The 23,432-nt window shown below is 57.7% G+C and carries 24 protein-coding genes; 13 read left to right on the top strand and 11 right to left on the bottom strand.

Features of this window, described 5'->3' with window-relative positions:
• Positions 1-2 precede the first annotated feature (2 nt).
• A complete protein-coding gene (locus tag VL003_RS05370) occupies positions 3-761 on the top strand; it encodes an SAM-dependent methyltransferase (RefSeq protein ID WP_325440330.1) in 759 nt (252 codons plus the stop codon).
• Positions 762-801: 40 nt separating this feature from the next.
• Here the strand turns inward: VL003_RS05370 and VL003_RS05365 are convergent, their stop codons facing one another.
• The 6 genes from VL003_RS05365 to VL003_RS05340 all read right to left on the bottom strand — a co-directional run bounded on the left by VL003_RS05365 (position 802) and on the right by VL003_RS05340 (position 8,337).
• Positions 802-2,058, bottom strand: coding sequence for a hypothetical protein (locus VL003_RS05365; RefSeq protein WP_325440328.1), 1,257 nt, complete (start codon positions 2,056-2,058; stop codon positions 802-804).
• A 9-nt stretch (positions 2,059-2,067) separates the two neighbouring features.
• Entirely contained in the window at positions 2,068-3,477 is a 1,410-nt protein-coding gene (locus VL003_RS05360) for a DUF6844 domain-containing protein (protein ID WP_325440326.1), read from the bottom strand.
• Positions 3,478-3,485: 8 nt separating this feature from the next.
• Positions 3,486-4,109, bottom strand: coding sequence for a penicillin-binding protein activator LpoB (locus tag VL003_RS05355; protein ID WP_325440324.1), 624 nt, complete (start codon positions 4,107-4,109; stop codon positions 3,486-3,488).
• A gap of 20 nt (positions 4,110-4,129) precedes the next feature.
• The gene (locus VL003_RS05350; RefSeq protein WP_325440322.1) at positions 4,130-4,564 is read right to left on the bottom strand and encodes a hypothetical protein; all 435 of its coding nucleotides are present in this window, start codon (positions 4,562-4,564) and stop codon (positions 4,130-4,132) included.
• Positions 4,551-6,059 (bottom strand): COG3014 family protein, encoded by a 1,509-nt coding sequence (locus tag VL003_RS05345; protein ID WP_325440320.1) that lies wholly within the window; start codon positions 6,057-6,059, stop codon positions 4,551-4,553. Before VL003_RS05345 ends, VL003_RS05350 begins: the two co-directional genes overlap by 14 nt.
• A gap of 223 nt (positions 6,060-6,282) precedes the next feature.
• Entirely contained in the window at positions 6,283-8,337 is a 2,055-nt protein-coding gene (locus VL003_RS05340) for a CocE/NonD family hydrolase (RefSeq protein ID WP_325440318.1), read from the bottom strand.
• Between the two features lie 232 nt (positions 8,338-8,569).
• On the opposite strand from VL003_RS05340, the gene VL003_RS05335 reads away from it, so the two are divergent.
• From VL003_RS05335 to VL003_RS05310, 6 genes are all read left to right on the top strand, one after another.
• Positions 8,570-9,466, top strand: a complete 897-nt coding sequence (locus VL003_RS05335; protein ID WP_325440316.1) for a LysR family transcriptional regulator — start codon at positions 8,570-8,572, stop codon at positions 9,464-9,466.
• 201 nt (positions 9,467-9,667) lie between these two features.
• The gene (locus tag VL003_RS05330; RefSeq protein ID WP_325440314.1) at positions 9,668-10,948 is read left to right on the top strand and encodes an ABC transporter substrate-binding protein; all 1,281 of its coding nucleotides are present in this window, start codon (positions 9,668-9,670) and stop codon (positions 10,946-10,948) included.
• A 74-nt stretch (positions 10,949-11,022) separates the two neighbouring features.
• The gene (locus VL003_RS05325) at positions 11,023-11,799 is read left to right on the top strand and encodes an ABC transporter ATP-binding protein (RefSeq protein WP_325440312.1); all 777 of its coding nucleotides are present in this window, start codon (positions 11,023-11,025) and stop codon (positions 11,797-11,799) included.
• Positions 11,796-12,500, top strand: a complete 705-nt coding sequence (locus tag VL003_RS05320) for an ABC transporter ATP-binding protein (protein WP_325440310.1) — start codon at positions 11,796-11,798, stop codon at positions 12,498-12,500. The genes VL003_RS05325 and VL003_RS05320 overlap by 4 nt, the downstream gene beginning before the upstream one ends.
• 2 nt (positions 12,501-12,502) lie before the next feature.
• A complete protein-coding gene (locus VL003_RS05315) occupies positions 12,503-13,363 on the top strand; it encodes a branched-chain amino acid ABC transporter permease (protein ID WP_325440308.1) in 861 nt (286 codons plus the stop codon).
• Between the two features lie 11 nt (positions 13,364-13,374).
• Positions 13,375-14,361, top strand: coding sequence for a branched-chain amino acid ABC transporter permease (locus VL003_RS05310; RefSeq protein WP_325440306.1), 987 nt, complete (start codon positions 13,375-13,377; stop codon positions 14,359-14,361).
• A gap of 47 nt (positions 14,362-14,408) precedes the next feature.
• Here the strand turns inward: VL003_RS05310 and VL003_RS05305 are convergent, their stop codons facing one another.
• Positions 14,409-15,131: an LrgB family protein gene (locus VL003_RS05305; protein WP_325440304.1), complete on the bottom strand. Its 723-nt coding sequence runs from the start codon at positions 15,129-15,131 to the stop codon at positions 14,409-14,411.
• The gene (locus tag VL003_RS05300; protein ID WP_325440302.1) at positions 15,128-15,490 is read right to left on the bottom strand and encodes a CidA/LrgA family protein; all 363 of its coding nucleotides are present in this window, start codon (positions 15,488-15,490) and stop codon (positions 15,128-15,130) included. Before VL003_RS05300 ends, VL003_RS05305 begins: the two co-directional genes overlap by 4 nt.
• A gap of 225 nt (positions 15,491-15,715) precedes the next feature.
• On the opposite strand from VL003_RS05300, the gene VL003_RS05295 reads away from it, so the two are divergent.
• Entirely contained in the window at positions 15,716-16,144 is a 429-nt protein-coding gene (locus VL003_RS05295) for a DUF5602 domain-containing protein (RefSeq protein WP_325440300.1), read from the top strand.
• Positions 16,141-16,671, top strand: a complete 531-nt coding sequence (locus VL003_RS05290) for a plastocyanin/azurin family copper-binding protein (protein WP_325440298.1) — start codon at positions 16,141-16,143, stop codon at positions 16,669-16,671. Before VL003_RS05295 ends, VL003_RS05290 begins: the two co-directional genes overlap by 4 nt.
• Before the next feature lie 6 nt (positions 16,672-16,677).
• On the opposite strand, the gene VL003_RS05285 is transcribed toward VL003_RS05290, so the two are convergent.
• From VL003_RS05285 to VL003_RS05275, 3 genes are all read right to left on the bottom strand, one after another.
• A complete protein-coding gene (locus tag VL003_RS05285) occupies positions 16,678-17,370 on the bottom strand; it encodes an RNA polymerase sigma factor (RefSeq protein ID WP_325440296.1) in 693 nt (230 codons plus the stop codon).
• Positions 17,371-17,597: 227 nt separating this feature from the next.
• On the bottom strand, positions 17,598-18,431 hold the full coding sequence (locus VL003_RS05280) for an alpha/beta hydrolase (RefSeq protein WP_325440294.1): 834 nt from the start codon (positions 18,429-18,431) through the stop codon (positions 17,598-17,600).
• A 2-nt stretch (positions 18,432-18,433) separates the two neighbouring features.
• Complete coding sequence (locus tag VL003_RS05275; RefSeq protein ID WP_325440292.1) at positions 18,434-19,513, bottom strand: 2,5-dihydroxypyridine 5,6-dioxygenase NicX family protein; 1,080 nt, start codon at positions 19,511-19,513, stop codon at positions 18,434-18,436.
• Between the two features lie 150 nt (positions 19,514-19,663).
• On the opposite strand from VL003_RS05275, the gene VL003_RS05270 reads away from it, so the two are divergent.
• The 4 genes from VL003_RS05270 to VL003_RS05255 form a co-directional block, all read left to right on the top strand.
• Positions 19,664-20,266 (top strand): TetR/AcrR family transcriptional regulator, encoded by a 603-nt coding sequence (locus VL003_RS05270; protein WP_325440290.1) that lies wholly within the window; start codon positions 19,664-19,666, stop codon positions 20,264-20,266.
• A 117-nt stretch (positions 20,267-20,383) separates the two neighbouring features.
• The gene (locus tag VL003_RS05265) at positions 20,384-21,838 is read left to right on the top strand and encodes a sugar ABC transporter ATP-binding protein (protein ID WP_325440288.1); all 1,455 of its coding nucleotides are present in this window, start codon (positions 20,384-20,386) and stop codon (positions 21,836-21,838) included.
• Entirely contained in the window at positions 21,838-22,821 is a 984-nt protein-coding gene (locus VL003_RS05260) for an ABC transporter permease (protein WP_325440286.1), read from the top strand. The genes VL003_RS05265 and VL003_RS05260 overlap by 1 nt, the downstream gene beginning before the upstream one ends.
• Positions 22,822-22,852: 31 nt before the next feature.
• On the top strand, positions 22,853-23,432 hold a 580-nt coding region (locus VL003_RS05255; protein WP_325440284.1), incomplete at its 3' end, for a substrate-binding domain-containing protein.

The raw sequence follows: 23,432 nt of genomic DNA, 5'->3' as shown, positions 1-23,432 counted from the left end.
TATTGCCATTGTTTCGCGACCTGATCGACGATTTTGACAACTATTCGCCCGAGCCGGACAAGTTCCTGGATGTGCCTTTCGTCCCGACCGATGATCGGGTAGTTGAAGCCATGTTGAACCTGGCCGAGCTCAAGGCCGACGACGTGCTCTATGACCTGGGTTCGGGCGATGGCCGCATTGTCGTGGCGGCCGCCCGAGATTACAACGCACGCAGCGTCGGTATAGAAATGGATACCGTGCGCATTGCGGACGCCATGGAATATGCCGGAGACTCTCGTGTTGAGTTCATGGTCGATTTCATTGAAGAAGACATCTTCAAAGCCGACTTCAGCGAGGCAACCGTCGTTACGCTATACCTGCTTGATGCCGTCAATGTCAGGCTGCGGCCCCAATTGCTCCGTCAGCTGCGCCCTGGCACGCGCATCGTTTCACAGACGTTCGACATGGGCGACTGGGAAGCCGACGAACGGCTTCACCTAAGCGGCGTGAACATTTACAAATGGATAGTGCCGGCCCAGGTCGAGGGCGCCTGGGAGTGGGAAGGCCTGGACGGCACTTTGTATTACGTCGAGCTGAAACAAAAATATCAGGTCGTAACCGGAAGCGCCTGGTGGGGGAACGAAGCAGCGCATCTGGAAAGCGCAGCGCTGTGCGGAAGCTGCCTGCAGCTGACCATTCGCGATGATGAAACTGCGGCGCTCAAGCATTTCACACTCTCGTTTGAAGAAGGCGAGCTGCAGACCGTGCTGGAAGAAATTTAGCGGGGCGGCGAAGCACGTCCAGGTCGTTAGGCCAGGCCCCTTAATTATTTAGAAAAGCATCTTTGCGAGAAGGCTCAGCGGGCTTGCGTGGGGCAGCCGATGCGGGACGCCTGCTGCCGGGGGCGGCAGCCGGCTTTTTGGTGGATTTGCGCACGATGTAGCTGGCGTTGGCCTCGAGCGTACCCGTGGCCATCTTCAGGAACGAGAACTTGGGCTTGACGTCGGTAATCCTGCCAAGGCCCACCTCCACTTCCATCGAACCCAACGACTCGCCGCTCTGGGGGTCGATAAGCTCTTCGCCTTCCAGGAAGACGGCATAGGTTTCACCCGCTACGACACCGCCCTCGCCTCGATTGACAATGGCAGTGTCGCCCATCACCTTCACCACCCGTATCGGGTAGATGCCGGCCACCATTTTTTCAATCAGGATGTTGGAGGCGTCGTTGATCAGGCGCGTCAGTGTGCCCGCGCCGATGCTGGCCACATCCGGATAAGTGCCGCCGAACTTCTGCGTACCCGACCATTTCACCTTGCGCGACGCAAACTCTACTATCTGCAATCGCAGCGTACCGCTGACCGAGCTCTTGACCAGCACTTCGCCGGTCATGCGAATGGTCTCGCGGTTGTTGTTGCTGATTCCCAGACTGGGAAGGTCGACAATGACCAGATAATCGGCGCCGCCGGCTTGCGAAAGCCGCGCCATCTCGGCGGTGGCCGCATCGCTGCTCAGGATGAACTCTTTCTCGTCCTCGAAGAACTGGTTGTTGGCGCGGTTGAGCACGTCAAAGCGCCTTGTACCAACCAAGGATTCGCCCACTGTTTCTCGTAGCATCCGGCCATATTGCCGGTGGTTGCCCACGACAACAATGCTACGCCGATCGGTGTCGGCACCCATGCGTTCGAAATGGGCGTATCGCAGGGTGACGGTGGCCTCCCACCCGGCGTCGGGTAGCGCCATGGCATGGTCAACCGTGTAGCCCAGAATGGGGGCATTGCCCGGTGTGCGCAACACCTGCTGAACGTTTTTGTTCAGCGAGGACACCATCAACGAATGCGATTCGTCATCGGCATGAACGTCAGTGGCAGTACTGAGCGATTGCGTGGCCGCGCTTAAGTCGACCCCAAAGGCCTGGCCGGCGGCATTGACCAGCGCCGACTGAATGGCTTCGTCACGGGTCAGGCCCGTGCCCTCGGCGGTGAGGCTGGCTTCAGTAACTTGTGCCAAGGCCGGCGGTGAACCGGCCATGCCCAAGCACAGGCACAGGGCCAAAAAGGCGGCGGTGAGCAATGGTTTCATGGCAGGCCCTTAGAAATCGCTGCGATCATTGACCATGCGCGACGAGCGCGACTGGTCGACGCCAGGGCCCGGGGCGCCCATAGCCTTTACCGATTGCTGGTTCTTGCCCTGAGCGTCGATGGCGTTGGCATTGTGCAATTGGCTGTAGGTCCAGGTGACCACTGAACCGACGTGCTGTACGCCGTTTTCATCTTTTGCCTCCCAGCGCTTGACCACCGAAGTGCCGCGCAAATCGCCCTGGGCAGTCGCCCTTCCGGATTTGGCGAAGATGCTGATGGCCTCGGCAACCTGGCTGCGCGTATCTTGAACGTCGCCTTTCTTGCCCGAGTCAAACTGCGTGATGCGCTCGAGCTGCTCTTCTTCGACGCTGCCAACTTCGTTGGATTCTTCGACCTGTATGCTGGTGTTCATGAACTCGACGATGCCGCTTTCAGCCAGCGCCTGCGCTTGCTGCTGAGCGTTCTGCCTGGCCTGGAACGCCCGCGAAGGCGACCAGTCGGGGGCAATGGCTACCGAGGTGCGACCGTACGACAACAACATGGGGCGGCCCTGCTCGTCGTACATGAAGCGCAGGCCGATTTCGTCCAGGTAGCCGCTGTTGTCGGCCGGCAGCAAATCGTTCAGTGCGCGAGGGCTTCCGGTAACCAGAGACGGCCGCTTGCGGCTGATGTCTCGGGCAAACTGCTGGGTTTTTTCCGAGCGCACGGCTATAACACCCACCACCACCGCTTTTCCGTTCCCGCTGTCTTCGGTGAAGATGCGGGTTTGCACGGGGACCAGGCCCTGCATGCTGTGGAAGGCCCGCTTGACAATGGACTTGTGCAGATTGTCTTTATAGAGGGTTTTTTTCTGGTCCACCGAGATACGTTGAATCTCGTCAGCCGGAACCCCCTGCTCGATCAGCGTGCTGTCCAGCTTCTTCTCGACCACGGTCAAGGCCTTATCCAGCAAGGATTCAAGCCGGCTCCCGCCGCTTTTCGCTGCCGACTCAAGTTCGGCTTCGGGGAACTCATCGCGGTTGCTGGAACTGTCGTCATACAGACTGCGAATGGCTTGTGCCTTGAGGCGACCATAGTGCTGCAAAACGAAATCGGCCCGCATGTCGAACATGGCCTGCTCGTAAGCCATGGCCAGTTGCTTGCCAAAGGCCGCGTCCTGCGCACTGCCCTTTACCGCCGCCTGACCGGAAAAAAAACTGCGGCCCTCGGCGGCTACGCCCATGGGCTGAAACTGCTGCTCGAATTTGGAAACCCAGTCATTGAACGTTTCGGCAACGGCATTCCCAGAAGCCGACGTGGCCGCGTCGACCATCGCTTCAGGAGTGCCGGGCGTGACCGCAAGCACGTCAGCGGGTTGGGCCTGGGCCGGATTAAGAGCAATCGCCGCCGACAGCGCCAACCAGAGAATAGATTTACGCATGTTGCGGCTCACCATGCGAAGCTTTTGTTGGAGCCCAGTTTTTCAATGGGAACAAAGGCCTGGAAGATCTCGAGACCGGTATCGCGCTCGACCACCCGGAAATCGAACTCATATTCCAGCTGCTGCTGACGCTGGTCGGCACCCACCACAGTACGCTGACGGATGGTGCCTGACATTTCAAGATCCGGCGCCACCACCGTTCCGTTGCGGGCGACAGTCGACTTGTCGAACATTTTGGATTTACCCAACTGGCGCGAGTCGGCGACAAAATCAGTGCGCTCGCGGCCAGTCGCGCCCGTAAAAATGAACTCGCCCGACTGCGTCATGGCGCGCTTCATTCTGGAGGTCATGCTGGCGGTATCGATGCGATAGGTGGTGTCGTTGATGACCTCACCCATCTGTACGACCCAGCGCCCCCGTTTTGGCTTTTGGCTTGCGAACGGAGAAGTCATGAACTCTTGCACGGCCTGATTGGCGGCGTATTCGAAGTCGACGCTCTGCAGGCCGAAAGCCACCATGCCTGGTTGGCCGGTGCGGCTCAGGTCGGCATTGGGGTTGCTGGAGCTGACCGGCATGGTCTGGCATCCGGCCAAGGTGGCGACCATCAAGGCCGTAATAGCGATTTTTTTCATGAGAGGGCTTCCAACAAGGGTCAATCGACGACGTAAATACGTAAGGTGGCATGGGTTGCATCACGACGCAGGGCGTTCGACTGCACGATTTCCTGTCGTTGTGGATCAAGAACAATGCCGTTGACGGCATCACTGCCGACCTTCAGGCTGCGACCGCAATCATCGGTCCAGTGAACGGTGTAGCGAACCTTGAGTATGGTGGGGAAAGGTTCTAGGTTGCGTGCGTGGCGCACCGAGAACTGCACGGCTTTCATACCGTTGTGCATGGTGACCAGCGCGGGGTTCTCGACCAGCGCGCCCTGGCTCGAGGCTTCGTCTTGCACCGTCAGCAAAGACTGTGGCGCAATCGTGGTGTCGCAGGTCAGCACGCGAGGTGCCTCGTGGCTCTGAGCCTGCGCCGTAGAGCCAACGCCCAGAACCAGAAGTGCTGCAGCGAGGCAGTTATGCTTTTTCATTCTTGGCCTCGGGTGTGGCGGTAACCGCAGCGGGCACCGTCAGCGGCGGCACCGGGGTTTCGGCCGGAAGCTCTTGCTGATAAATGACCGGCATGCCCGACGCGCCTGACGCCTTGACCAACAGTAAGGTGTTGACGTCTTTACTGATGGGCAGCTTGCCCAATGGCTTTCCATCAGGGCTCGACAGGTTGAGCACGCCGTCGCGAGGACGCTCGATGACCGCCATTTGAATGGTATTGGGCAGATTGATCCAGGCGCGGGTATCGGCCTGGGTCAGCGCAGCCTGAGCGGCCCCGGTGCCAAGCTTGAGCAGGGTGCCGAATAGCGGGCTGGCCTGCTGATCGATCTGGTCGTTAATTACCGCTTGCGCGGCTGTCTTGACAATGGTGGACACCACGGCTTTGGCGACGATGCCCTTGTACGCCACGTCAAACTCAAGACCGGCCAGTGCGTTCAGATCGGTAAGGGTAGCCGTTTGGCTGGCGGTTTTACCCTCGCCCAGGCTCAGGCTACCGAACGCGGGCTTGCCGGGAACAAACTGCGGCAAGGCAATGCCGGTATAAGTGACCTTGTCGGTAACCAGGAACAGGGGCAGGTCGATGCGAAACTCGTTGAAGCTGGGGCCGACCCCGTCTTCGTAGATGACGATGACCTTGTTCTTGAGCATGCCGCGCTTGTTGCGCAGTTCGCGTTCCAAGTAGGCGATCATGGCGTTTCCGCCCCGTGTCGCACTGGCTTCGCGTGCCTGCCTGAGCATGTCGCGGCTCAGGTTCGAGCGTTTGTCGGCGGTGGCCGACGAGGTCGAGCGGAACACCGCGCCCAGTACGTCGCCCGTCGCCAGGCGTATCTTCGATTGGCTCAGGCCGCTGGGCAGATCTTTAATGCCGTCGGCGACCTTGGGGCCGACCTCGCCCAAAGACTGCTTGGCGCCGATACTGTCTTCATCGTCCAGCCCCCCTTTCACGGAACTGTCGATGCTTTTAGCGTAAACGGACAATTGCGTTTGCGCATTACGCTGACGCACTTGCAGCCGGTTGAAATCGACCCGGGCGTCGGCTTCGCGACCCAGCATCAGGTGGTTGATGGCCTGATAGTAGTCAACAAGCGAGCCCTGATGAATCTTGCCCTGGTAGGCGCCAAAGGCGTCGCTGGTCAGCGTGGTGCCCAGCAGGTTCGCCACTTCTTCGGGCGTGTCGACCGTGTCTTCCTTCCAGCTAAGCAGCTTGCCCGCCGCCTCGAAAGCCTGCTGACTGAGCTCCCACATACCGGCATCGTTGAATGCCTTGCCGGCCTCGAGCGAGTCGAGCAAGCTGGCAGGGTCGTATTTGGGATTGCCTTTCGCGTCGAGATACTGAGCGGCAAAGGCCTGATAGTCGGACGTCTCGAGCATGGCTGTCGCCGACTTCTGGTCCAGACTGCGCGTGCCGGCACAACCCGCCAGCAATACTGCAAGCGTCAAGAAACCGACCCAGCGGCCACAACGATGCTTCAACATTGGCAATCCCCTTATTGGTTTTTATATGCCGCCACGGCCGCATGATTTAAATCATTTTGACGCATATTATTACATCTTGGCCGATTAGGGAATCTGCATCGTTGAAAGCCACTCATTCGAACGGCTTGTTGCTTGCGCTGGGCTTCGGTAAGCCCGAGTGCGCCTTGCGTACAGCGGCACATCCGCCTACTGTATGGTGGCTTTTTTGTTGGCGCGCACGCTATTACTGGTACCGCCGTGGAATACGGTCAGTCCACGTTTTTTCCCTGAGCAGGCGTCCGTCTTCCCACAAGGTTTTGGTGAAGGTCACGTGAAAATACGCGACATCGGACTCGATGAGGGCTCGGGTCTCAAGCGTAATTTCCCGACCTTCGATGGTGAAGACGTTTTTACGCCGGCCTTCATAGAGCGCGTTGGCAGGGAAGGCGTCATTGACATTCCACCGGTACACCTCTGCAGACCGGAACTTGTTCTGATCAATGGTCCAGTCAACTTCGCTGGTGGTGGTGAATGTGGATTTACCGGCCTGCTCATCGCGTTCCGGTTTGAAGGTCGGGCCCTTTACCGTTTCTTCGCCAAAAGGCGCCAGGTCGCTAGGCTCTGGCGCGGGCAGCACGCAAGCCTGACTGGTTTCATTATCAACACGCACCATGGGCAGCTCCATCCAGGTGTCGCCACCCAAAAAAAGCTGGGTGGTGCCGTTCGTGGGGCTGGGCCAGATCATGGGAAACTGCGCATTGGAGACAGCCAGGCGAATACGGTGGCCCGGCTTGAAGCGCCACGTGGTGAAATGAATCTGTACTTGGAGCGCAGTGGGCTCCCCGGGCACCAGTGCTATAGGATGCAGCCGCGAAACACGCTGAGAAGGATTGATGATTGCGCCGCTGACCAAGGACACTTTTCCATCCGGGGCCACATCTTCCAGACGAACCGACCACTGGTAGAAAGGCGCATCGGCGGCCACCCGCAAGCGCACCTGAGGCATGCCCATGATCTCCAAAGCATCGGTCAATGAGGCAGAGTCGTAAACCAGGCTGTGGGCGTCGTCTGCCGCCATGTCTTCGGTTTGTTCGCCCCACCACCCGCCGGCGGCCATTCCGGCGCCGGCAACGTAGTGCAAATTTTGGACCGGGCCGGGGGCCGAGGGGGTATCGCCCAACAGTTGCGCGACCTGAGGGTAAAAGCGCCGGGGGGTGCTGTCAGCCCAGGGCCATTGATTGCCGCAGCGCCAATAACCCGGAACTTCGGTCAGATCCGCGGCAGGAGCATGGCCGGTACGCATGAACACCATCCCACGAGGTTCGTCCAGGATTCCGTTATCGACGCCTTTGAGCCAGTAGTCCCACCAGCGAATGGCCTTCTGCCGCCATTCGTAGTTGGGGCCGGGAACGCCATACTCGGGCCATGCATGGTTCCACGGGCCGATCTCTGCCATGACCGGCGCCTTAGCTGACTCGCTGACATCTACAACAAAATCACGGTAGCCGTCGAGCAAACCACCGATCAAATAGACCGGAACTTCCAGCGGCGTCTTGAACTTGAGCGACTCCCTGCGCCAGAAATCGCTGTCTTGCTGCTCTCGCAGCCATGTGAACAACCAGGGCTCCCTGTCGAAGCGATTCTGGAAATACGCTTCGTCAATGCGATAGTGGGGGCTTTGCGGCATTGAGTTGTCGGTATCTATTTGATGTGCGTACGAATCAATATGCAGGGCACCGTCGATGTAGTGAACATCGTTGTAGAAAAGGTCGGTTGACCCATGTGCCGCAATAATGGCTTTGAGCGCAGGCGGCTTTCGGTGGGCCACCATCAAAGAATTGAACGCGCTCCACGAAAGGCCATACATACCCACATTGCCACTGGACCAGTCCATTTTTGAAAGCTGGTCGATCAGTTCTTCGGCATCGGCGATTTCAGCCGCCGAATATTCGCTTTCGGGGATCGGACCCTGACTGCCGCCGGTGCCCCGCACATCGACGCGGGCAACGACATAGCCCCGCTTGGCAAAGTATGAACCGTATGCGTAATCGCCCAGCGCGAAGAAGTCGTCCTTGCGATAGGGCACCATCTCAATAATGACCGGAAACCTTTCCCCGGGAGTCTTGGCCGTGGGGCGATAGTAGGTTACGGCCAGATGCACGCCATCGCGCATCTTGAGCGTGTCTTTTTCCAGCGTGAACTCGTAATTCGAGGGTGCGGGGTCTGCGGCGCAACCCAATAAACCCAAAATCAGAAAAAGACAGGCCGCCATTTTCGCCACGGCTGTGTTCCATTGCATCGGTTTCGTTCCCCGCATCGTTGCTCGAGCAGCTGTCGGTGGTGGCCCGACGGCCCTACCCAGTTCTGCGATTTGGCGCGATCATCGTCTTTAATTCTGCCCGCGTCAACATCGGGCCGATAGTACGATATGCAGGTTGCCGAGCACGTTTCGGCCATCCCGTCACGTGGCACCTCGAACTCGTCGATGTTGTTCAGAGGGCTCTTGGGTTTACTGAAGAGGCACAGGCTTTATGGAATTGCGGCAAATCCAATACTTTCAATGCGTCGCCGAAGAGCTCAGCTTTACAAAAGCCGCCTTGCGGCTTCATATCACGCAGCCGCCCTTAAGCCGGCAGATCCAGCAACTTGAGCAAGAACTGGGGGCCGAGCTGTTCGAACGACTGGGCCGCTCTATTCGCCTGACCGACGCGGGCAAGTTTTTTTTCGATAAAACCAGCCAGTTCTCTGCCAGACTGGAAGATATCGCCATCGCCACCCGACGCATCGCAGAAAAGCGCAAGCAATGGTTCGGTATTGGTTTTGTGCCTTCAATGCTGTATGGCTTTGGGCCTTTATTGATACGCAACGTAAACGCCATGAACGAGCAGGTCGAGATCGGCCTGAGCGAAATGACGACGCTGCAGCAATTCAAAGCACTGAAGGCGGGTCATATTGACATCGGCTTCGGAAGGATTCTGCTCGATGACCCCGATATCGAAAGGCTGGTGTTGGTCGAAGAGCCGCTGGTTGTGGTTGTGCCCAAAAATCACAGATTGTCCAAGCGGGCGGCCCTAGGGGTAGAAGACATCGTACGTGAGCCGTTTGTGTTGTATCCGGCCAAGCCCAGGCCCAGCTACGCCGACCATATCACGGGGCTGTTTGAACGATTCGGTCATGGCCTGACCGTTTCCTTCGAGGCAAATGAAATGCAAACGGCAATCGGACTGGTTGCTGCAGGGTTGGGTATTACCCTTGTACCGGGCTCGGTGCAGTGCATGCAACGAGACGACATCGACCTGATTGCCTTTAACGCACCCAGCTTCACTTCCCCTGTCATGATCAGTTGGTCCAAAGGCAATGAATCGCCCTTGCTTCGAGGCGTGATTGATCTGGCCAAAAAGACGGCGATCGGCTACTACCAGGCGTAGTGGGCAAACGCTTTGCGCCGGCCTCCACCCGCGGGCGCCGCTGCCGTCTTCAGGTTGATTAATACCGAAAAGGTATAGGTCCAGGCAAAAATAATATTGGACGCCCCCAGAGCCCATAGGTAGCCTTGCTCCAGCATTCCTGTTTTAAGTTTCAAATCAGGAATATCAAATACAAGAATATAAAATTCTGGAGACAAAAAAATGACAGTTGATCAGACACGCCGTCGCGTGCTCAAGGCGGGCGTGCTCGCGGCAGGGGCCTCGGCCGCCACACTCAAGGCGCCTTGGGTTCACGCTGCAGGCAAAGACGTTTTCAAAATAGGTTTTGTCAGCCCGGTTACGGGGCCCTTGGCAGTATTCGCCGAACCCGACAAATTCACACTTGAACAGGTGCAAAAAGCAGTCGCGGGCGGCATCGTTTCGGGCGGCAAAAAATATGCGGTCGAGATCGTCTACAAAGACTCCCAGTCCAACCCGAATCGCGCCAGCTCTGCCGCTGCAGAACTGATCCTGCGCGACAAGGTCGATCTGGTGGTTGCCGCGAATACGCCCGCCACGACCAACCCCGTTGCCGACCAGTGCGAGCTTAACGGGGTACCGTGCATTACCAACGACACGCCCTGGCAACCACACTTTTTCGGCAGACAAGGCGATCCGAAAAAAGGGTTCGACTGGACCTACCATTTTTTCTGGGGGCTTGAAGACGTAATCGGCACGTTCACCGGCTTGTGGTCAAAAATTCCGACCAGCAAGCAGGTCGGCGCCTTATGGCCCAATGACGAAGACGGCAATGCATGGGGCGATGCGAAGATGGGCTTTCCGCCAGTCTTGGCATCCAAAGGGTTTCAGGCGGTCGATCGCGGGCGTTTCCAGACCCCGATCAATGACTTTTCATCGTTCATTTCGGCATTTCGAGATGCCAATGTCGACATCGTGACCGGCGTGTTGCCCCCGCCCGATTTCGCCAATTTCTGGAACCAGGCAGGTCAACAGGGGTTTCGTCCAAAAATCGTAAGCGTTGCCAAGGCAACCGAGTTTCCGGCCGCCATTGCGGCGTTTGGCGACCGCGCCGAAGGCCTGACCGTCGAATTATGGTGGAGCCCCGCCCACCCTTTCAACTCAAGCCTCACCGGCCAAACCTCACGCCAGCTCGCAGACAGTTATACAGCAGCGACGGGTAAACCCTGGACCATGCCGCTTGGTTTCAAGCATTCGCTTTTCGAAGTCGCGATCGACACGCTTAAGCGCGCGGGCGGGAAAAGCCCCGAGGCCATCCGTGACGCCATCGCGACCACCCATCTGGACACCGTTGTTGGCCCGATCGACTTCAGAACAGGCCCGGTGCCCAACGTCAGCAAAACGCCGCTGGTTTCGGGCCAATGGCGCAAACACGGCAACGGAATGGATCTGCTCATCGTCGAGAACAGCCTTGCGCCCAATATCGCACTACAGGCCGAACTCGAACCCATCAAGTACGCCTGACCGGGCAATATCAGAAGCAAGCCTTTCGTCGTAACAGGCGGGTCGGAAAAACAGCCGCCCGCCAGAGTGGATGCATGCAGCAAGAAACAAAACACCCACACACCCCTGCCCCGGCAAGTGTCGGTCATGGCATGGCCTTGCTCTCGCTGGAAAACGTGAACAAGAGCTATGGCGCCTTAAAAGTGACGCACGACATTTCGTTCTCGGTAAACCGGGGCGAGGTGCTGGGCATTCTGGGCCCGAACGGGGCGGGCAAGACGACGCTTTTCAATCTGATCTCAGGCGATGTGGCGCTGGATTCGGGGGCCATCCATTTCGATGGCACACAGATTTCAGAGCTGCGCCCGCATCAACGGTGCCGGGCAGGCATAGGCCGCAGCTACCAGGTGCCCCGGCCGTTCGGCAATATGACGGTTTTTGAAAACCTTGTCACGGCGGCGTGTTTTGGCGCTCGTCTTACCGAGCGCAAGGCATGGGATCTGGCCGCGCAAGTGCTCGATCAGACCGGATTGCGCGTCCATGCAAACAAACCTGCCTCCAGCCTGACACTACTGAATAGAAAGCGATTGGAACTGGCCCGAGCATTGGCCACGCAGCCGAAGCTGCTATTGTTGGACGAGATCGCCGGCGGCCTGACCGAGCATGAGGCCCTTGAGCTGGTTGACGAGTTAAGGCGGATCAAGGCGCAGGGTACGACCATGATCTGGATCGAGCATGTGGTCCATGCCTTAATGTCCATTGCCGACCGTTTGCTGGTCATTAACTTCGGGGCAAGGCTGGCCGAAGGGGAGCCCGGCGAAGTGATGCGCAACCCCGAAGTGCGGCGCGTTTACATGGGGCTGGACGCATGAGCCGCATTATCCTGGAAACCCACAATCTGAAAGCGGCCTATGGCGATGCGCAAGCGCTGTTCGGCATCGATTTTCATCTTGGCGAAGGCGAACTGCTGGCAGTAATCGGCGCTAACGGCGCTGGCAAGAGCACATTCATGAAGGCCTTGACCGGGCTGATCAAAGTTCCGGCCGCTTCGGTGCGTTTCAAGGGTGAAGAGATCGGCGGTTTGCCCTCTGGGGACATTGTGCGTCGGGGATTGGCGCTGGTTCCCGAAGGCCGGCGTTTGTTTCCCAGTCTCAGCGTCGAAGAAAATCTTTTAATGGGCGCTTTCACCCGCCGCCCCGGGCCGTGGAACTTGCAAAGGCTGTACAAAATGTTTCCCATTCTGGAAGACAAAAGGCACCAGTCGTCTACCTCTCTTTCGGGTGGTCAGCAGCAGATGGTGGCGATAGGGCGCGCCCTGATGAGCAACCCCGATGTGTTGTTGTGCGACGAAATATCGCTGGGCCTGGCACCGGTCATCGTCAAGGAAATCTATGACGCGCTACCGCTTATTGTCGCCCAGGGCATGAGCGCGGTTGTCGTCGAGCAAGACGTGATGGTGGCGCAAAAGGTTTCCGAGCGCATTTACTGCTTCCAGGAAGGCCGGGTTTCCCTGGAAGGGGCAAGCCGGGATCTGACTCGGGAACAAATCAGCCATGCTTACTTTGGGGTTTGATCATGACTGAAACCATTGTGCAAGGATTGCTTCTAGGCGGGTTGTACTGTCTTTTCGCGTTGGGCTTGTCGTTGATGTTCGGCGTAATGCGACTAGCCAACATTGCCCAAGGAGACCTGATCGTACTGGGGGGCTTCGCAGCCATCGCGATATCAACGACATTCGGCCTGAACATCTGGATGACAGCCGCCGTCTTGATTCCGTTGGCGTTCGTAGCCGGGTACGTGGTTCAGCGGGGCATTTTGAACAAGGCACTGGACAACGACCCGCTCCCTTCCCTGGTGGTCACTTTTGGTCTGGCCATTGTCATCCAGAACGGGTTGCTGGAATTATTTTCGGCCGACCCCCGCTCCTTGAATTCAGGCGGCCTGAACATTCAAAGCCTTGATCTCGCCGCGCACTTCGCGGTCGGTACCCTGCCGTTGATCATCTTCGTGGCCGCTATTTTTTGCACTTGGGGCATGCAGTTGCTGTTCGACAAGACCTCTTTGGGCAGGGCATTTCGCGCCGTATCCGACGACAAAGAGGTGGCCGAGCTTATGGGGCTGAATGCCCCGAAAGTCTTCGCAATCGCCACAGGCCTGGCGTTTATCCTGATTGCTCTGGCGGGTTTTTTTCAAAGCCTGCGTACAACGGTTTCGCCCACCGACGGCCCGCAGCTACTTTTGTTTGCATTCGAGGCCGTCATTATTGGCGGAATGGGCTCGTTCTGGGGCACCTTCGTCGGAGCCATGGTGCTAGGCGTGACTCAGCAGATCGGGTTCAAGCTGGATCCGGCATGGGGTGTATGGTTGGGGCACATCGTGTTTCTGGGCATTTTGCTCGTTCGGCCGACGGGCCTGTTCCCGAAAACCAAAGACTGAAGGCTGAAGCAATGAGCACTTATGTAACGCGCAGTACGACGGGCAGCCGCGTAAGCCTCGGCATTGGCGTAGCGCTGTGTTTAATGGCCGCCACCGTGCCTTTTTGGGGCGAATCGTCCTGGATGCGCGAATTCGTTGAAATTGCCTGCTACTTCATCTTCGCGATGATGTGGAATTTGCTGGCGGGCTATGGCGGCATGGTTTCAGTGGGTCAGCAGGCATTCTTCGGCTTGGGCGGTTATGCCGTGTTAAGCCTCACCAGCTTTCTTGGAATCAACCCTTTCCTGGCGATTCCGTTGGCGGCGTTTGCCACGGCGGTTATTGCATTGCCCATCTCTCAATTGGCCTTTCGCCTGCACGGCGGCTATTTTGCAATAGGAACCTGGGTCATTGCCGAAGTCGTGCGTCTGACCATCGCCAATATTCCCGCCGTCGGCGGCGGGTCCGGAACCAGCCTGACAGCCATGCGGGGCATGGACCGGTGGGTACGCGAAAGTACGACATACTGGGTGGCCCTGGCCTGCGTGGTGGTGTCGATTGCCGTCATCTATATGTTCTTGCGCAGCAAAGAGGGCTTGGCCCTGCTTGCTATCCGGGACAACGAAACAGCCGCTGAGAGCCAGGGCGTCGCGGTGGCTCGAATGAAGCTTGCCGTGTATGTGGTTGCCGCGTTTGGCTGTGGGCTGGCCGGTGCGCTTTACTTTGTAAGCAGCCTGCGAATCAGCCCCGATGCGGCGTTCAACGTGAACTGGACGGCTTTTGCGATTTTTATCGTAATGATCGGCGGTATTGGCAGAATCGAAGGGACGATTATCGGAGCATTGGTTTTCTGGGCCCTGAACAAGTTCTTCAGCGATTACGGCACCTGGTACCTGATGGGGCTCGGCATCATCGCCATTGTCATGACCTTATACTTCCGGCAGGGGCTTTGGGGGTACCTGCACCGAAAACTGGGCTTTGAAATACTGCCCACCCAACGCAGGCTGGGCGGCAGTTAGGCTGTTTTTTTGACCGCCCAAAGGCTCGAACGCAGCAGGACGGGCACCTAAAAACCCAACAGTCGAAGCACCAAGGGCGTCGCAAGCGCCGTTGCGATTCCGTTGAGGCACAGCCCCAATGCCGAGAATGCACCATTGGTCTCGCCTACCTGAAGCGCCCTGGCGGTGCCGATGGCATGGGCCGACAAACCCTTGGTGAAACCGTGAATAACCGGGTCCGACATCTTGAAAAGCTTCAAAATGGGCCCAGTCATTATGGCGCCGGTGATTCCGGTAATGCCAACTGCAACGGTGGTGAGCGACGGAATACCCCCCGTCAGCGCGGCCACCTCGATGGCGATCGGCAGCGTGGCCGATTTGGGCGCCAGCGACAACATCGTTTCGGCCGAGGCGCCAAACGCCCAGGCAATCGCCACCGCTGACACAATCGCCGTGAAGCAACCGACCACCAGCGCTACGGCAATCGGTTTCCACAAGGCCTTAAGACGTGGCAACTGTGAATACAACGGCACGGCAAGTGCCACCGTGGCCGGACCGATCATGAACAACAACAAACTGGTGCCCTGCTCGTAAACCGGAAACGGCGTGCCGGATAGCAGCAACACCCCGACAATAAGCACCACAGAAGTAAATATGGGCAGCAAAGCCGGATGACTGCCCGAGCGGCGATAAAGGGTTTGCGCAAGAATATAGACACATAGTGTGAGCGTGACCCACACCAGAGGGTTGGCTTGCATTTGCTGCCACACCGCCAGGTTGGTCATATTCATGCTTGCGCCGCCGAGCGTTGACGTTTGAGCATCCACGACAACGTCAATGCCGTGGCGGTAATGGTAATAACCGTTCCACCCACACATGCCAGAACAAAAGGCAGCCACTCGTGCATCAACAGCTCAAAGTGCAACATCACCCCGGCAACCGCCGGTATGAAGAAAAGAATCAAGTGCTGAAGTACATGGTGAGTTGTTTGGCGCAGGGCAATCGGCAGGCGCCCGAGCCACACCAAGCCGCCCAGCAATAACAGCAGCCCGATCAGCCCGCCCGGAAGCGGCATCCCAGTCAGGCGCACGACCCATTCGCCCACCAGCTGCAACCCAAGCAACAAGGCAAGAACACATATAACTGGCATTACTGTTGATCCTTATTTAGTCGTTAAGCGGCGGTACCCTGGCGTATTTTATGTGCTCTGTGGCAAAGCGAAAGCTTAAGCCGAACGGCTTAGCTGCCTTTTGATTGGGCGCCACGGGCGCGCGGCCGGCGTGCCGTGGGTTGAAACGCTTTGCTCGGGGCGTGCATCTAAACGATTCAAGCACGTCATGGGTGGCGTGCCCTCATTGTTCCCGGAGATCTGCACATGAACAAACCTCTTCTTTTTCTTGGCGCGACAGTCCTTGCCTTGGCGCCCGTCTTTGGCGCCTATGCTCACCCGCCGTCTCCAGTCGCCAAGGCACCGCCGACCGAACCATACAAAGAGGTCAGCTCACTGGTCAAGCTGCCTTCTTTCATCCCCGGCATGGGCCAGCTTTTTGTAGACCCCAAAACGCTCCCGGCGGGGCCGTTTCTGGCTTATGACCACGACGGGAAACTGGTCAGCACTATATATATGATCCCCCTGGCCCAAATGACGCCGCAAATGCACCTCGACGACCTGCTTGCCCCCGGTGGGCAAGTTGATCATGTCGATATGATGTACAACGCGGGCCACCCCGGCGTGGCAGAGCCGCATATCCATGTGGTGATGTGGCATGTGCCGGTGAGCGACGAAGCGCGGGTCGCAAAATGAGCTTGTCGCGCCGCCGCTTCATGCTGACCGGCGGGCTGGTCGTAATCGACAGCGTGGCTGGATTGACGCAGCTGCGCCGCGCTTTCGCCGACCAGATCATTGAGGTTGCAATGGGAGGCACCACCGGCGGCGCCCATGTATGGTTTCGCCCCGCCGGTTTGCTGATACAGCCCGGTCAGACCATACGCTGGACCAATCATGACGCAGGAAACTCGCATACGGCCACAGCGTATCACCCCGAGCGATATGGCAAGCAGCGACGCATTCCCGAACACGCCGAGCCTTGGGATTCGGGTTTTCTGCTGCCGGGCGAAAGCTTTTCGGTAACGCTTACCGTGCCCGGAGTCTACGACTATTACTGCCTGCCCCATGAGCACGCGGGCATGGTGGGACGCATTATTGTCGGCAAGGACGCCACCGAACCGCCCGCGCCGCAACAGAACCAGGGCGGCCAACCGCCGCCCGACATCGCTCTTCGATCCTTCCCGCCCGTGGACAGAATTTTGAACGAGAAGACGGTTGAGTGAAGTGAGTTAGCGCCCGAAACGGGCCAGCACGTTTGCGACGATACGATCGCAGCGCGCACCGTCGAACGAAAACGCCTCGCCGGCGTGCGTGTCAATCTCGTCGACCAGCGCCTCGCGCATCAGGCGACGCGCACGAAAAAAACGGGTGCGTACGGTGGCTTCCGGAATCTCCAGCGCCGCGGCAACTTCTGACACCGGCATTTCTTCAACGGCCCGCAGCATGAATATGGTCCGGTAGGCATCGGGCAGGTTGTCGAGCTTCTCTTCGATAAGCGTGCGAATTTCTGTGCGCCACGTCATCGCGTCCGGGCGTTGCTCACGCGCGGCGATGGTTTCCGCTTTAACGTTTAATTTATCCATCGCCATGACCTCGCAAGATTCAAGAAACTCACCTCTGCGACGAGACTGGCGCAAACGACTCAGGGATTCGTTGATGACAATGCGCGTCAACCAGGTTGAAAGCCGCGCATCGAATTGAAAGCGGTCCATCGCCTTGTATGCTTTCCAGTAGGCTTCCTGCAATGCGTCTTCGGCTTCGGCATCGTCCTTCAGAATGCTGCGTGCCGTTCGATACAGGCGCCTGTTATAACGTCGCATCAGTGTCTCAAAGGCATGGGCGTCTTTCTTCAGAATGCCGACAACCAATGCCTCTTCATCGCCGTCGCCGGCCTCTTTCAGCATAACCGTAGCACTATCCATGGCGCGGCTCCTTGCCTTACGTTCACGGGATTGTTAGATGCCTGAAAGTGGGTGCACGTTCCCAGACGCAAAAAAGTTTTGGTACTGCCTATTTTTTTGGCTGGATGTTGCATGGATGAAACCTGCGGGTTTCGCAGACGCGAACTCAAAGGATAGCAGGAGCTTTCGTAGTTCTATCGTACTGAAAATTGCATGCCTGCGCGACGGCAAGGCGCAGGGCGGCTGGGTCACTCCACCAACAACGTTGCCGACCACCGATCAAATTCCGTCGGCCACAAGCCTCCGACGTCGCCGGCCGCGTAGCTGGCCGTGAAGTGATTGCAACCGGGCAACTCCAGTGATTCGACGGGCACTTTTGCCGCCTGCAATTCGGCCATCATTTCCAGCGCCTGACGCTTAAGATGAGGAAAGTCGTCGACCCCCCAAGCCAGGAAGAAGGGCGGCAACCCGGCGCGCACCTGAAATAGAGGCGAAGCTTGTTTTTCTGCACCTGCTTCGGGCGGGCCCAGGAAACGCGGGCGAACCGCTAGGCCCGCATTTTCACCAAAGTAGTAAGTACCTGATAGCGGCGCAGCGCCCCGCAACCTGGCGGCACAAGGCATGCCCGGCACGGCTTCGTCGGTTACGGCCAGCAGCGCCGCGTAGTGCCCCCCGGCCGAATGCCCGCCAACAAACAGTTTTTTAGGGTCACCGCCGTAGTTTGCGATATTGTGCGCCAGCCAATCCACCGCCCGCGCACAATCTTGAAACCCGGTCGGAAACACATGCTTGGGGGCCAGACGATACCCGCCCGATACAAAGGTGATGCCCAAGGCGTTGAAAGCGGGCGCCATAAAGTACATCCACTCTTTATAACCGTTGGTCCAGCCACCTCCGTGAAAATACAACAGGACACGACCGTCGGGCTGCTGAGCAGGAAACACACCCAGGCTTTGGTAGGGATCTTCGCCATAATTGACTTCGACCGGCTCAAGCCCCTTGGCCCGCTCTATGAGTTTGTGGTGGTAGGCCGCCATGTTCTCGTTGAACGGCTCCTGGGCAGGATAAAGCGCGGTATCCATAACTAACGACGCTCACGGGGCACGATCATTTTTGGGTCGATCAAACGGCCCGCATCCACAACGCGTACGCCGTCCAGATCAATAGAGCAGTCACGCATCGGCAAGTCGTAGTGACCGCGGGTGGTGCGTTTGCCGCCCCCCTGGCTGTTCGGGCCGGTAGAGAACAGGAAGTTGCCTGGAAAGCAGCGCGCTGCGGCGTGGCTGCGCTCGGGGGTGGTGCCGTACAAGGCCAGAGCATCCCAGCGGCATTGCGGGTTCAAGCCCCAACCAAGATGTGAGACCGCATACGGATCCATGTCGTCGTCGCGCTCTTTGCCTTCGGCCAGCCATTCGCGCATCAAGGTGGCATCAAGGCCACCCTCAATGGACGTGATATGACCGTTGCGCACTTCGATCTGGATTTCGTCTTGCACATAGCGGCAGTAAGGCAAAATGACCACGTCGCCGGGTTGAACCACTACTCGGCCGGTGGCACTGCCCTCGTTCGGAAAGGTATGAATAAGCCCCACACCCCAGTGGTCGAAGCGGCCCGGCTCGTCGGCGAAGCCGTACTGACTCATTACCGGGTATTCGCCGCAGTCGTAGGTAAGATCGGTGCCGGCCTTGCTGGTAACGTGCACCTTCTTGGTTTGCTCGTATACCTTATGCGCGTGCAATACAGCCTCTTTTAGGCCGGGCGGCGCCTGCAGTGCGTGCAGGTCGTCGGGCGCGTCAATAATCATCTGCACCCGTACCCCGGCCTTTTGCACCTCTCGCAACCACGCAGCAAACAATGGCACATGAAAAATCAGAATCATGTCGCAGGCCTTCAGGGCCTCGAGCGTGCCCTTGCATTTTCCGATGGTGGGCACGCCCACCTTCGTCCAGCCGGGAATCATGTTGACCTTCATCTCGTAAATATCGGCGCCCAGCGCGTCGGCGGCGGCAAACGCGGCCTCGATGTATTCGGTTCTGGTACCCAGGTCGCTGACGATGGCTATGGTCTGGTCGGGGCCGATCTTGCACAGCTCGAACTGCTTTGTGAAAAGCGCCGGCAACTTGGCCGGGTTCAACGTTTGGGTTCGCACATCAGCATTAATCATGGGTAGTCTCCTTAACGCCGTACAAGTCAGAAGACATTTCTTCAATAACAAACGACGTTCGGTTTTATAATAGATAGTTCGAAATCTGCGTAGAATTATGGTTTTCCCGAACCGCCTTCTACCAAGGTTCGGCACGACAAGGGAAGCGCATTGGTTCAAGTCAAGAAAGTTGAAGTCGAACAAGCAATTACACAGGCGGCTTACGAACTATTCAAAGCACAAGGCTATTCCGGTACGCGCATGCCGCAAATAGCAAAGGCGGCGCACATTTCGGCCGCCAACATTTACGTCTATTTCGACTCGAAGCTCGACATTCTCGTCTCGGTCTATAGGGCCTGGTTCACAGAACGGCTGGACGAAGTAAAAACACAGGTTCTAAGCTGCAAGTCTTCGGCAAAGGCCTTGCGCCAGTTGCTGGTGGCCATGTGGAAAACCCTGCCGGCAGCCGACGACGGGTTTTGCGGCACCCTGATCGAAGCATTGTCTGATCGCAGCAGCCAAGAAAAATACTCTACCCTTTTGCGGGCGCCCACCGACCTGGCGCTTGATCAGATGCTGGCGCATTGCCTGCCGTCGGCCACGCCACAAAACCGTCAAGCGATCTCGACCTTGCTTGTCATGGCTTTCGACGGTTATGCCCTAAATTACCATCTGCGTAACGGGCAAAGGGCACTGGACACCGACATTGACACCCTGTGCGGCATTATTCTTTCCGCTTACCCGGAAGTAACCAAGCGGGCGAAGGGTAAATAAACCGGACCGCTTTCGGTCACTGATACAAACCCTATCAGGGATACTCCCTGTTGGCACTGCACCGGCTCGTCCCGAACAATAACGGCTGACATTCGCTATTGAAGGTGGAGACGACGCATGCAGCTGGAGATAAAAAATGTCAGCAAGCAATTTTCAAGGTCAAAAGCGCTGGACGACGTCTCTATTACAGCGACAGGGGGTTCGGTACTGGCCATGTTGGGCGAAAACGGCGCCGGGAAATCAACCCTGATAAAAATACTGGCGGGCATCTATAAAGCCGACAGCGGAACCATATTGCTCGACGGTCGGCCTATCGCCTTCAACACACCGGCCGAAGCCATTGAGGCCGGTATTATTCTGGTGCCACAAGAACTACGCGTCGTTCCCCAACTAACCGTCGCCGAAAACATTCTATTGGGTCGGCTGCCTGTAAGGCGCTTGGCAGGCATACTGCCGGCACTTGACCGGGCCGCGTTAAAGAGCAGCGCAAGCAATATTCTTAACCAACTGGGCATCAGCCTTGACCCCGACCAATTGGCCGGAACGCTCGACTTCGCCTCGCGACAGCTCATTGTCATTGCACGCGCGCTTAGCCGCGAAGCCCGCATTCTGATCCTGGACGAGCCCACCGCCTCGCTTGAGCGCCAGGAAGTCGAGCGCCTGTTTTCAGTGATACGGCGCCTTAGGTCGCAGGGCGTGGCAATTATTTATATTTCGCACCGGCTCGAAGAGATCGAACAGTTGGCCGATGCCTGTGTGATCTTGCGCGACGGTAAAGTAGCAGCCACCATCAGCTCGCCGCCTTTTCCGCATCAGACGCTGGTGCATGCCATGACCGGTCGCAATCTGCAATCAACAAGCACAGGCTTGCGCACCCCCGGCAAAGAAAAGGCCAGCCTCGATATTCATGGCGTTAAGGTAGCCGGCCACGAACACCAGGTCATCGGCTTAAGCGGTTTGCTTGGCAGTGGCACCACTACCCTGCTGCACAAAATATTCGGTTCGACCGATCGCAGTAACAAAGCCATGTCAGCACAAGCAACCCGCCGCGCCATTCAGCAGGGCATAGGGCTGGTGCCAGGCGAACGCGGCAAGGCGCTGGTTCTGCCCATGTCCATACGCGACAACATCATCTTGTCGAATCTATCTGCATTCAGCACCCGTTTTGGCCGAGACGAAGCACGCATTGATGCGGTCGTGCACACACTTATGGACACCTTTGATATCCGACCACGCGACCCCTACATGCCGGTCGGCCAGCTCTCGGGGGGCAATCAGCAAAAAGTGGTTTTCGCCAAGTGGCTGACCGGCCACCTCGAGCTGTTATTGCTGGACGAACCCACCAATGGTATCGATATTGCCGCTAAAACACTCATTCACGAATACATCAGCCACTTTGTTGCGCAAAACGGAGCCGTGTTCTTGTCGTCTACTGATCTGCCCGAACTACTTGCCTTGAGCGATGAAGTGGTAGCTATGAAACAAGGGGAATACGTGGGACGCATGCGCCGCGACATCGAAGCCGACGAATTTGGTGAAAAGACGCTGCGCAATTTGTTAGGAATCGGATAATGAAGCCCAACGCCATCGCGCCGCCGCTCAACATCACTTCTTCAGTTTCGTGGGCAAGAACGATCACGGGGCATATTCCGACCCTGGTGTTGCTCGTGTTGTGCATTTTCTCGGCATTGATGTCCGACCGCTTCATCTCGTCGGCCAACATCACCAACATCCTGCTGCAAGCCTCTGTGTTGGCAGTAGTTACCATCGGAATGACCTACGTGATTATTGGCGGAGGCTTCGACCTGTCAGTGGGCTCGGTGGTGGCGCTGGCGGGCTGCATCGCCGCCGAAGTCATGCTGCACTCGGGCATCGCCGCCGGGCTGCTGGCCGGCACGCTTTCCGGTATTGCCGTTGGGGTGCTTAACGGTTATGTCGTGGCGCGAATTGGCGTCAGCCCTTTTATTGCCACCTTGGGCACCATGGTGCTGGTGCGCGGTGTGGTGCTTTTGATGACACAGGGCTCCCCCATTGTGGGCGAAGAAGGCTTGCCTGCGGCTTACGTTAACTTTGGGACGGGACGGCTTTACGGAGTTCCGTACTTGGTCATTGCAGCCGTGGCGGCGTTTCTGGTGTTTGCTTGGATACTGCATCGCACGGCTTTTGGCACGCGCATTTTCGCCGTGGGCGGAAACAAAGAGGCGGCGTTTCTTTCGGGCGTTCCGGTTAACCGCGTAACCATTACCACCTACGCACTTTGCGGACTCACTGCAGCTATCGCCGGCGTGATGTTGGCAGCCCGCCTGCAATCCGGCCAGCCAACGGCGGGCGAGTTTTATGAACTGAGCGCCATTGCAGCCGTCATTCTGGGGGGCGCCGCCCTGCAAGGGGGCGAAGGCAGGCTGTACAAATCGATGATCGGCGTGCTGATCATGACTATTCTTACCAATAGCCTGAACCTGATGGGCGTTGACAGTTACTGGCAGCGCGTTGCGGTGGGCCTGGTGATTATTCTGGCTGCCGCGGCCGACCAGATGCGGGACAAACATAAGTAAATTCTTGCAGCACCACCACCGGAGATTCGCAATGAAAATGTTTACCACCCTTATTTCTTCTGCATTGATCGCAACCGCCGCCTTGCCCAGTTTTGCTGCAGAACAAAAGATACAGCCGGTTATCGGCGTGTCCCTGGCTTCGGACGTCAACCCGTTCTACATTGCCATGAAGCGCGGCATCGAAGAACGAGCCAAAGAGGTCGGCGCCAAGATTGTCATAGTTACCGCCAACGAGGTCGTGGCACAACAAGTAAGCGGGCTGCAAGACTTGGCCGCTCAAAAAGTAGACGGTATATTGGTTTCGCCCATTGACGCCGTGGCAGTGCGCAGCGGATACGAAACGGCGGCCAAGGCGGGTATACCGGTTATCTCGGTCGCGCGCCATGCCGATTCTCCGCATCAGTCGGCCTTTGTATCCATGGATGAAAAGAAAGTGGGGGCAGACATTGCCGAGTGGATCATGAAGACCATCGACGGCACGGGTGAAATCACCATGATCACCGGCCCGGCAGGGGCCGCAACCTTCATCAACACTGCAGCCGGCTTTGACTCTGTGCTGGCCAAACACCCTGACGTAAAGGTTGTCATGCGTAAAGATGCACCGCTTACGC

This window comes from Pusillimonas sp. (assembly GCF_035515275.1).
In the GTDB taxonomy this organism is placed as follows: Bacteria; Pseudomonadota; Gammaproteobacteria; order Burkholderiales; family Burkholderiaceae_B; genus Pusillimonas.
The sequence above is the reverse complement of the archived record's forward strand: the minus strand, read 5'-3'. Positions and strand labels throughout refer to the sequence as shown.

What these genes read in the sequence shown, in the direction of transcription:
- VL003_RS05365 (WP_325440328.1), bottom strand. Translation starts at nt 2,058, where the DNA reads ATGAAACCATTGCTCACCGCCGCCTTTTTGGCCCTGTGCCTGTGCTTG.
- VL003_RS05360 (WP_325440326.1), bottom strand. Translation starts at nt 3,477, where the DNA reads ATGCGTAAATCTATTCTCTGGTTGGCGCTGTCGGCGGCGATTGCTCTT.
- VL003_RS05355 (WP_325440324.1), bottom strand. Translation starts at nt 4,109, where the DNA reads ATGAAAAAAATCGCTATTACGGCCTTGATGGTCGCCACCTTGGCCGGA.
- VL003_RS05350 (WP_325440322.1), bottom strand. Translation starts at nt 4,564, where the DNA reads ATGAAAAAGCATAACTGCCTCGCTGCAGCACTTCTGGTTCTGGGCGTT.
- VL003_RS05345 (WP_325440320.1), bottom strand. Translation starts at nt 6,059, where the DNA reads ATGTTGAAGCATCGTTGTGGCCGCTGGGTCGGTTTCTTGACGCTTGCA.
- VL003_RS05340 (WP_325440318.1), bottom strand. Translation starts at nt 8,337, where the DNA reads ATGCAATGGAACACAGCCGTGGCGAAAATGGCGGCCTGTCTTTTTCTG.
- VL003_RS05335 (WP_325440316.1), top strand. Translation starts at nt 8,570, where the DNA reads ATGGAATTGCGGCAAATCCAATACTTTCAATGCGTCGCCGAAGAGCTC.
- VL003_RS05330 (WP_325440314.1), top strand. Translation starts at nt 9,668, where the DNA reads ATGACAGTTGATCAGACACGCCGTCGCGTGCTCAAGGCGGGCGTGCTC.
- VL003_RS05325 (WP_325440312.1), top strand. Translation starts at nt 11,023, where the DNA reads ATGCAGCAAGAAACAAAACACCCACACACCCCTGCCCCGGCAAGTGTC.
- VL003_RS05320 (WP_325440310.1), top strand. Translation starts at nt 11,796, where the DNA reads ATGAGCCGCATTATCCTGGAAACCCACAATCTGAAAGCGGCCTATGGC.
- VL003_RS05315 (WP_325440308.1), top strand. Translation starts at nt 12,503, where the DNA reads ATGACTGAAACCATTGTGCAAGGATTGCTTCTAGGCGGGTTGTACTGT.
- VL003_RS05310 (WP_325440306.1), top strand. Translation starts at nt 13,375, where the DNA reads ATGAGCACTTATGTAACGCGCAGTACGACGGGCAGCCGCGTAAGCCTC.
- VL003_RS05305 (WP_325440304.1), bottom strand. Translation starts at nt 15,131, where the DNA reads ATGAATATGACCAACCTGGCGGTGTGGCAGCAAATGCAAGCCAACCCT.
- VL003_RS05300 (WP_325440302.1), bottom strand. Translation starts at nt 15,490, where the DNA reads ATGCCAGTTATATGTGTTCTTGCCTTGTTGCTTGGGTTGCAGCTGGTG.
- VL003_RS05295 (WP_325440300.1), top strand. Translation starts at nt 15,716, where the DNA reads ATGAACAAACCTCTTCTTTTTCTTGGCGCGACAGTCCTTGCCTTGGCG.
- VL003_RS05290 (WP_325440298.1), top strand. Translation starts at nt 16,141, where the DNA reads ATGAGCTTGTCGCGCCGCCGCTTCATGCTGACCGGCGGGCTGGTCGTA.
- VL003_RS05285 (WP_325440296.1), bottom strand. Translation starts at nt 17,370, where the DNA reads ATGGATAGTGCTACGGTTATGCTGAAAGAGGCCGGCGACGGCGATGAA.
- VL003_RS05280 (WP_325440294.1), bottom strand. Translation starts at nt 18,431, where the DNA reads ATGGATACCGCGCTTTATCCTGCCCAGGAGCCGTTCAACGAGAACATG.
- VL003_RS05275 (WP_325440292.1), bottom strand. Translation starts at nt 19,513, where the DNA reads ATGATTAATGCTGATGTGCGAACCCAAACGTTGAACCCGGCCAAGTTG.
- VL003_RS05265 (WP_325440288.1), top strand. Translation starts at nt 20,384, where the DNA reads ATGCAGCTGGAGATAAAAAATGTCAGCAAGCAATTTTCAAGGTCAAAA.
- VL003_RS05260 (WP_325440286.1), top strand. Translation starts at nt 21,838, where the DNA reads ATGAAGCCCAACGCCATCGCGCCGCCGCTCAACATCACTTCTTCAGTT.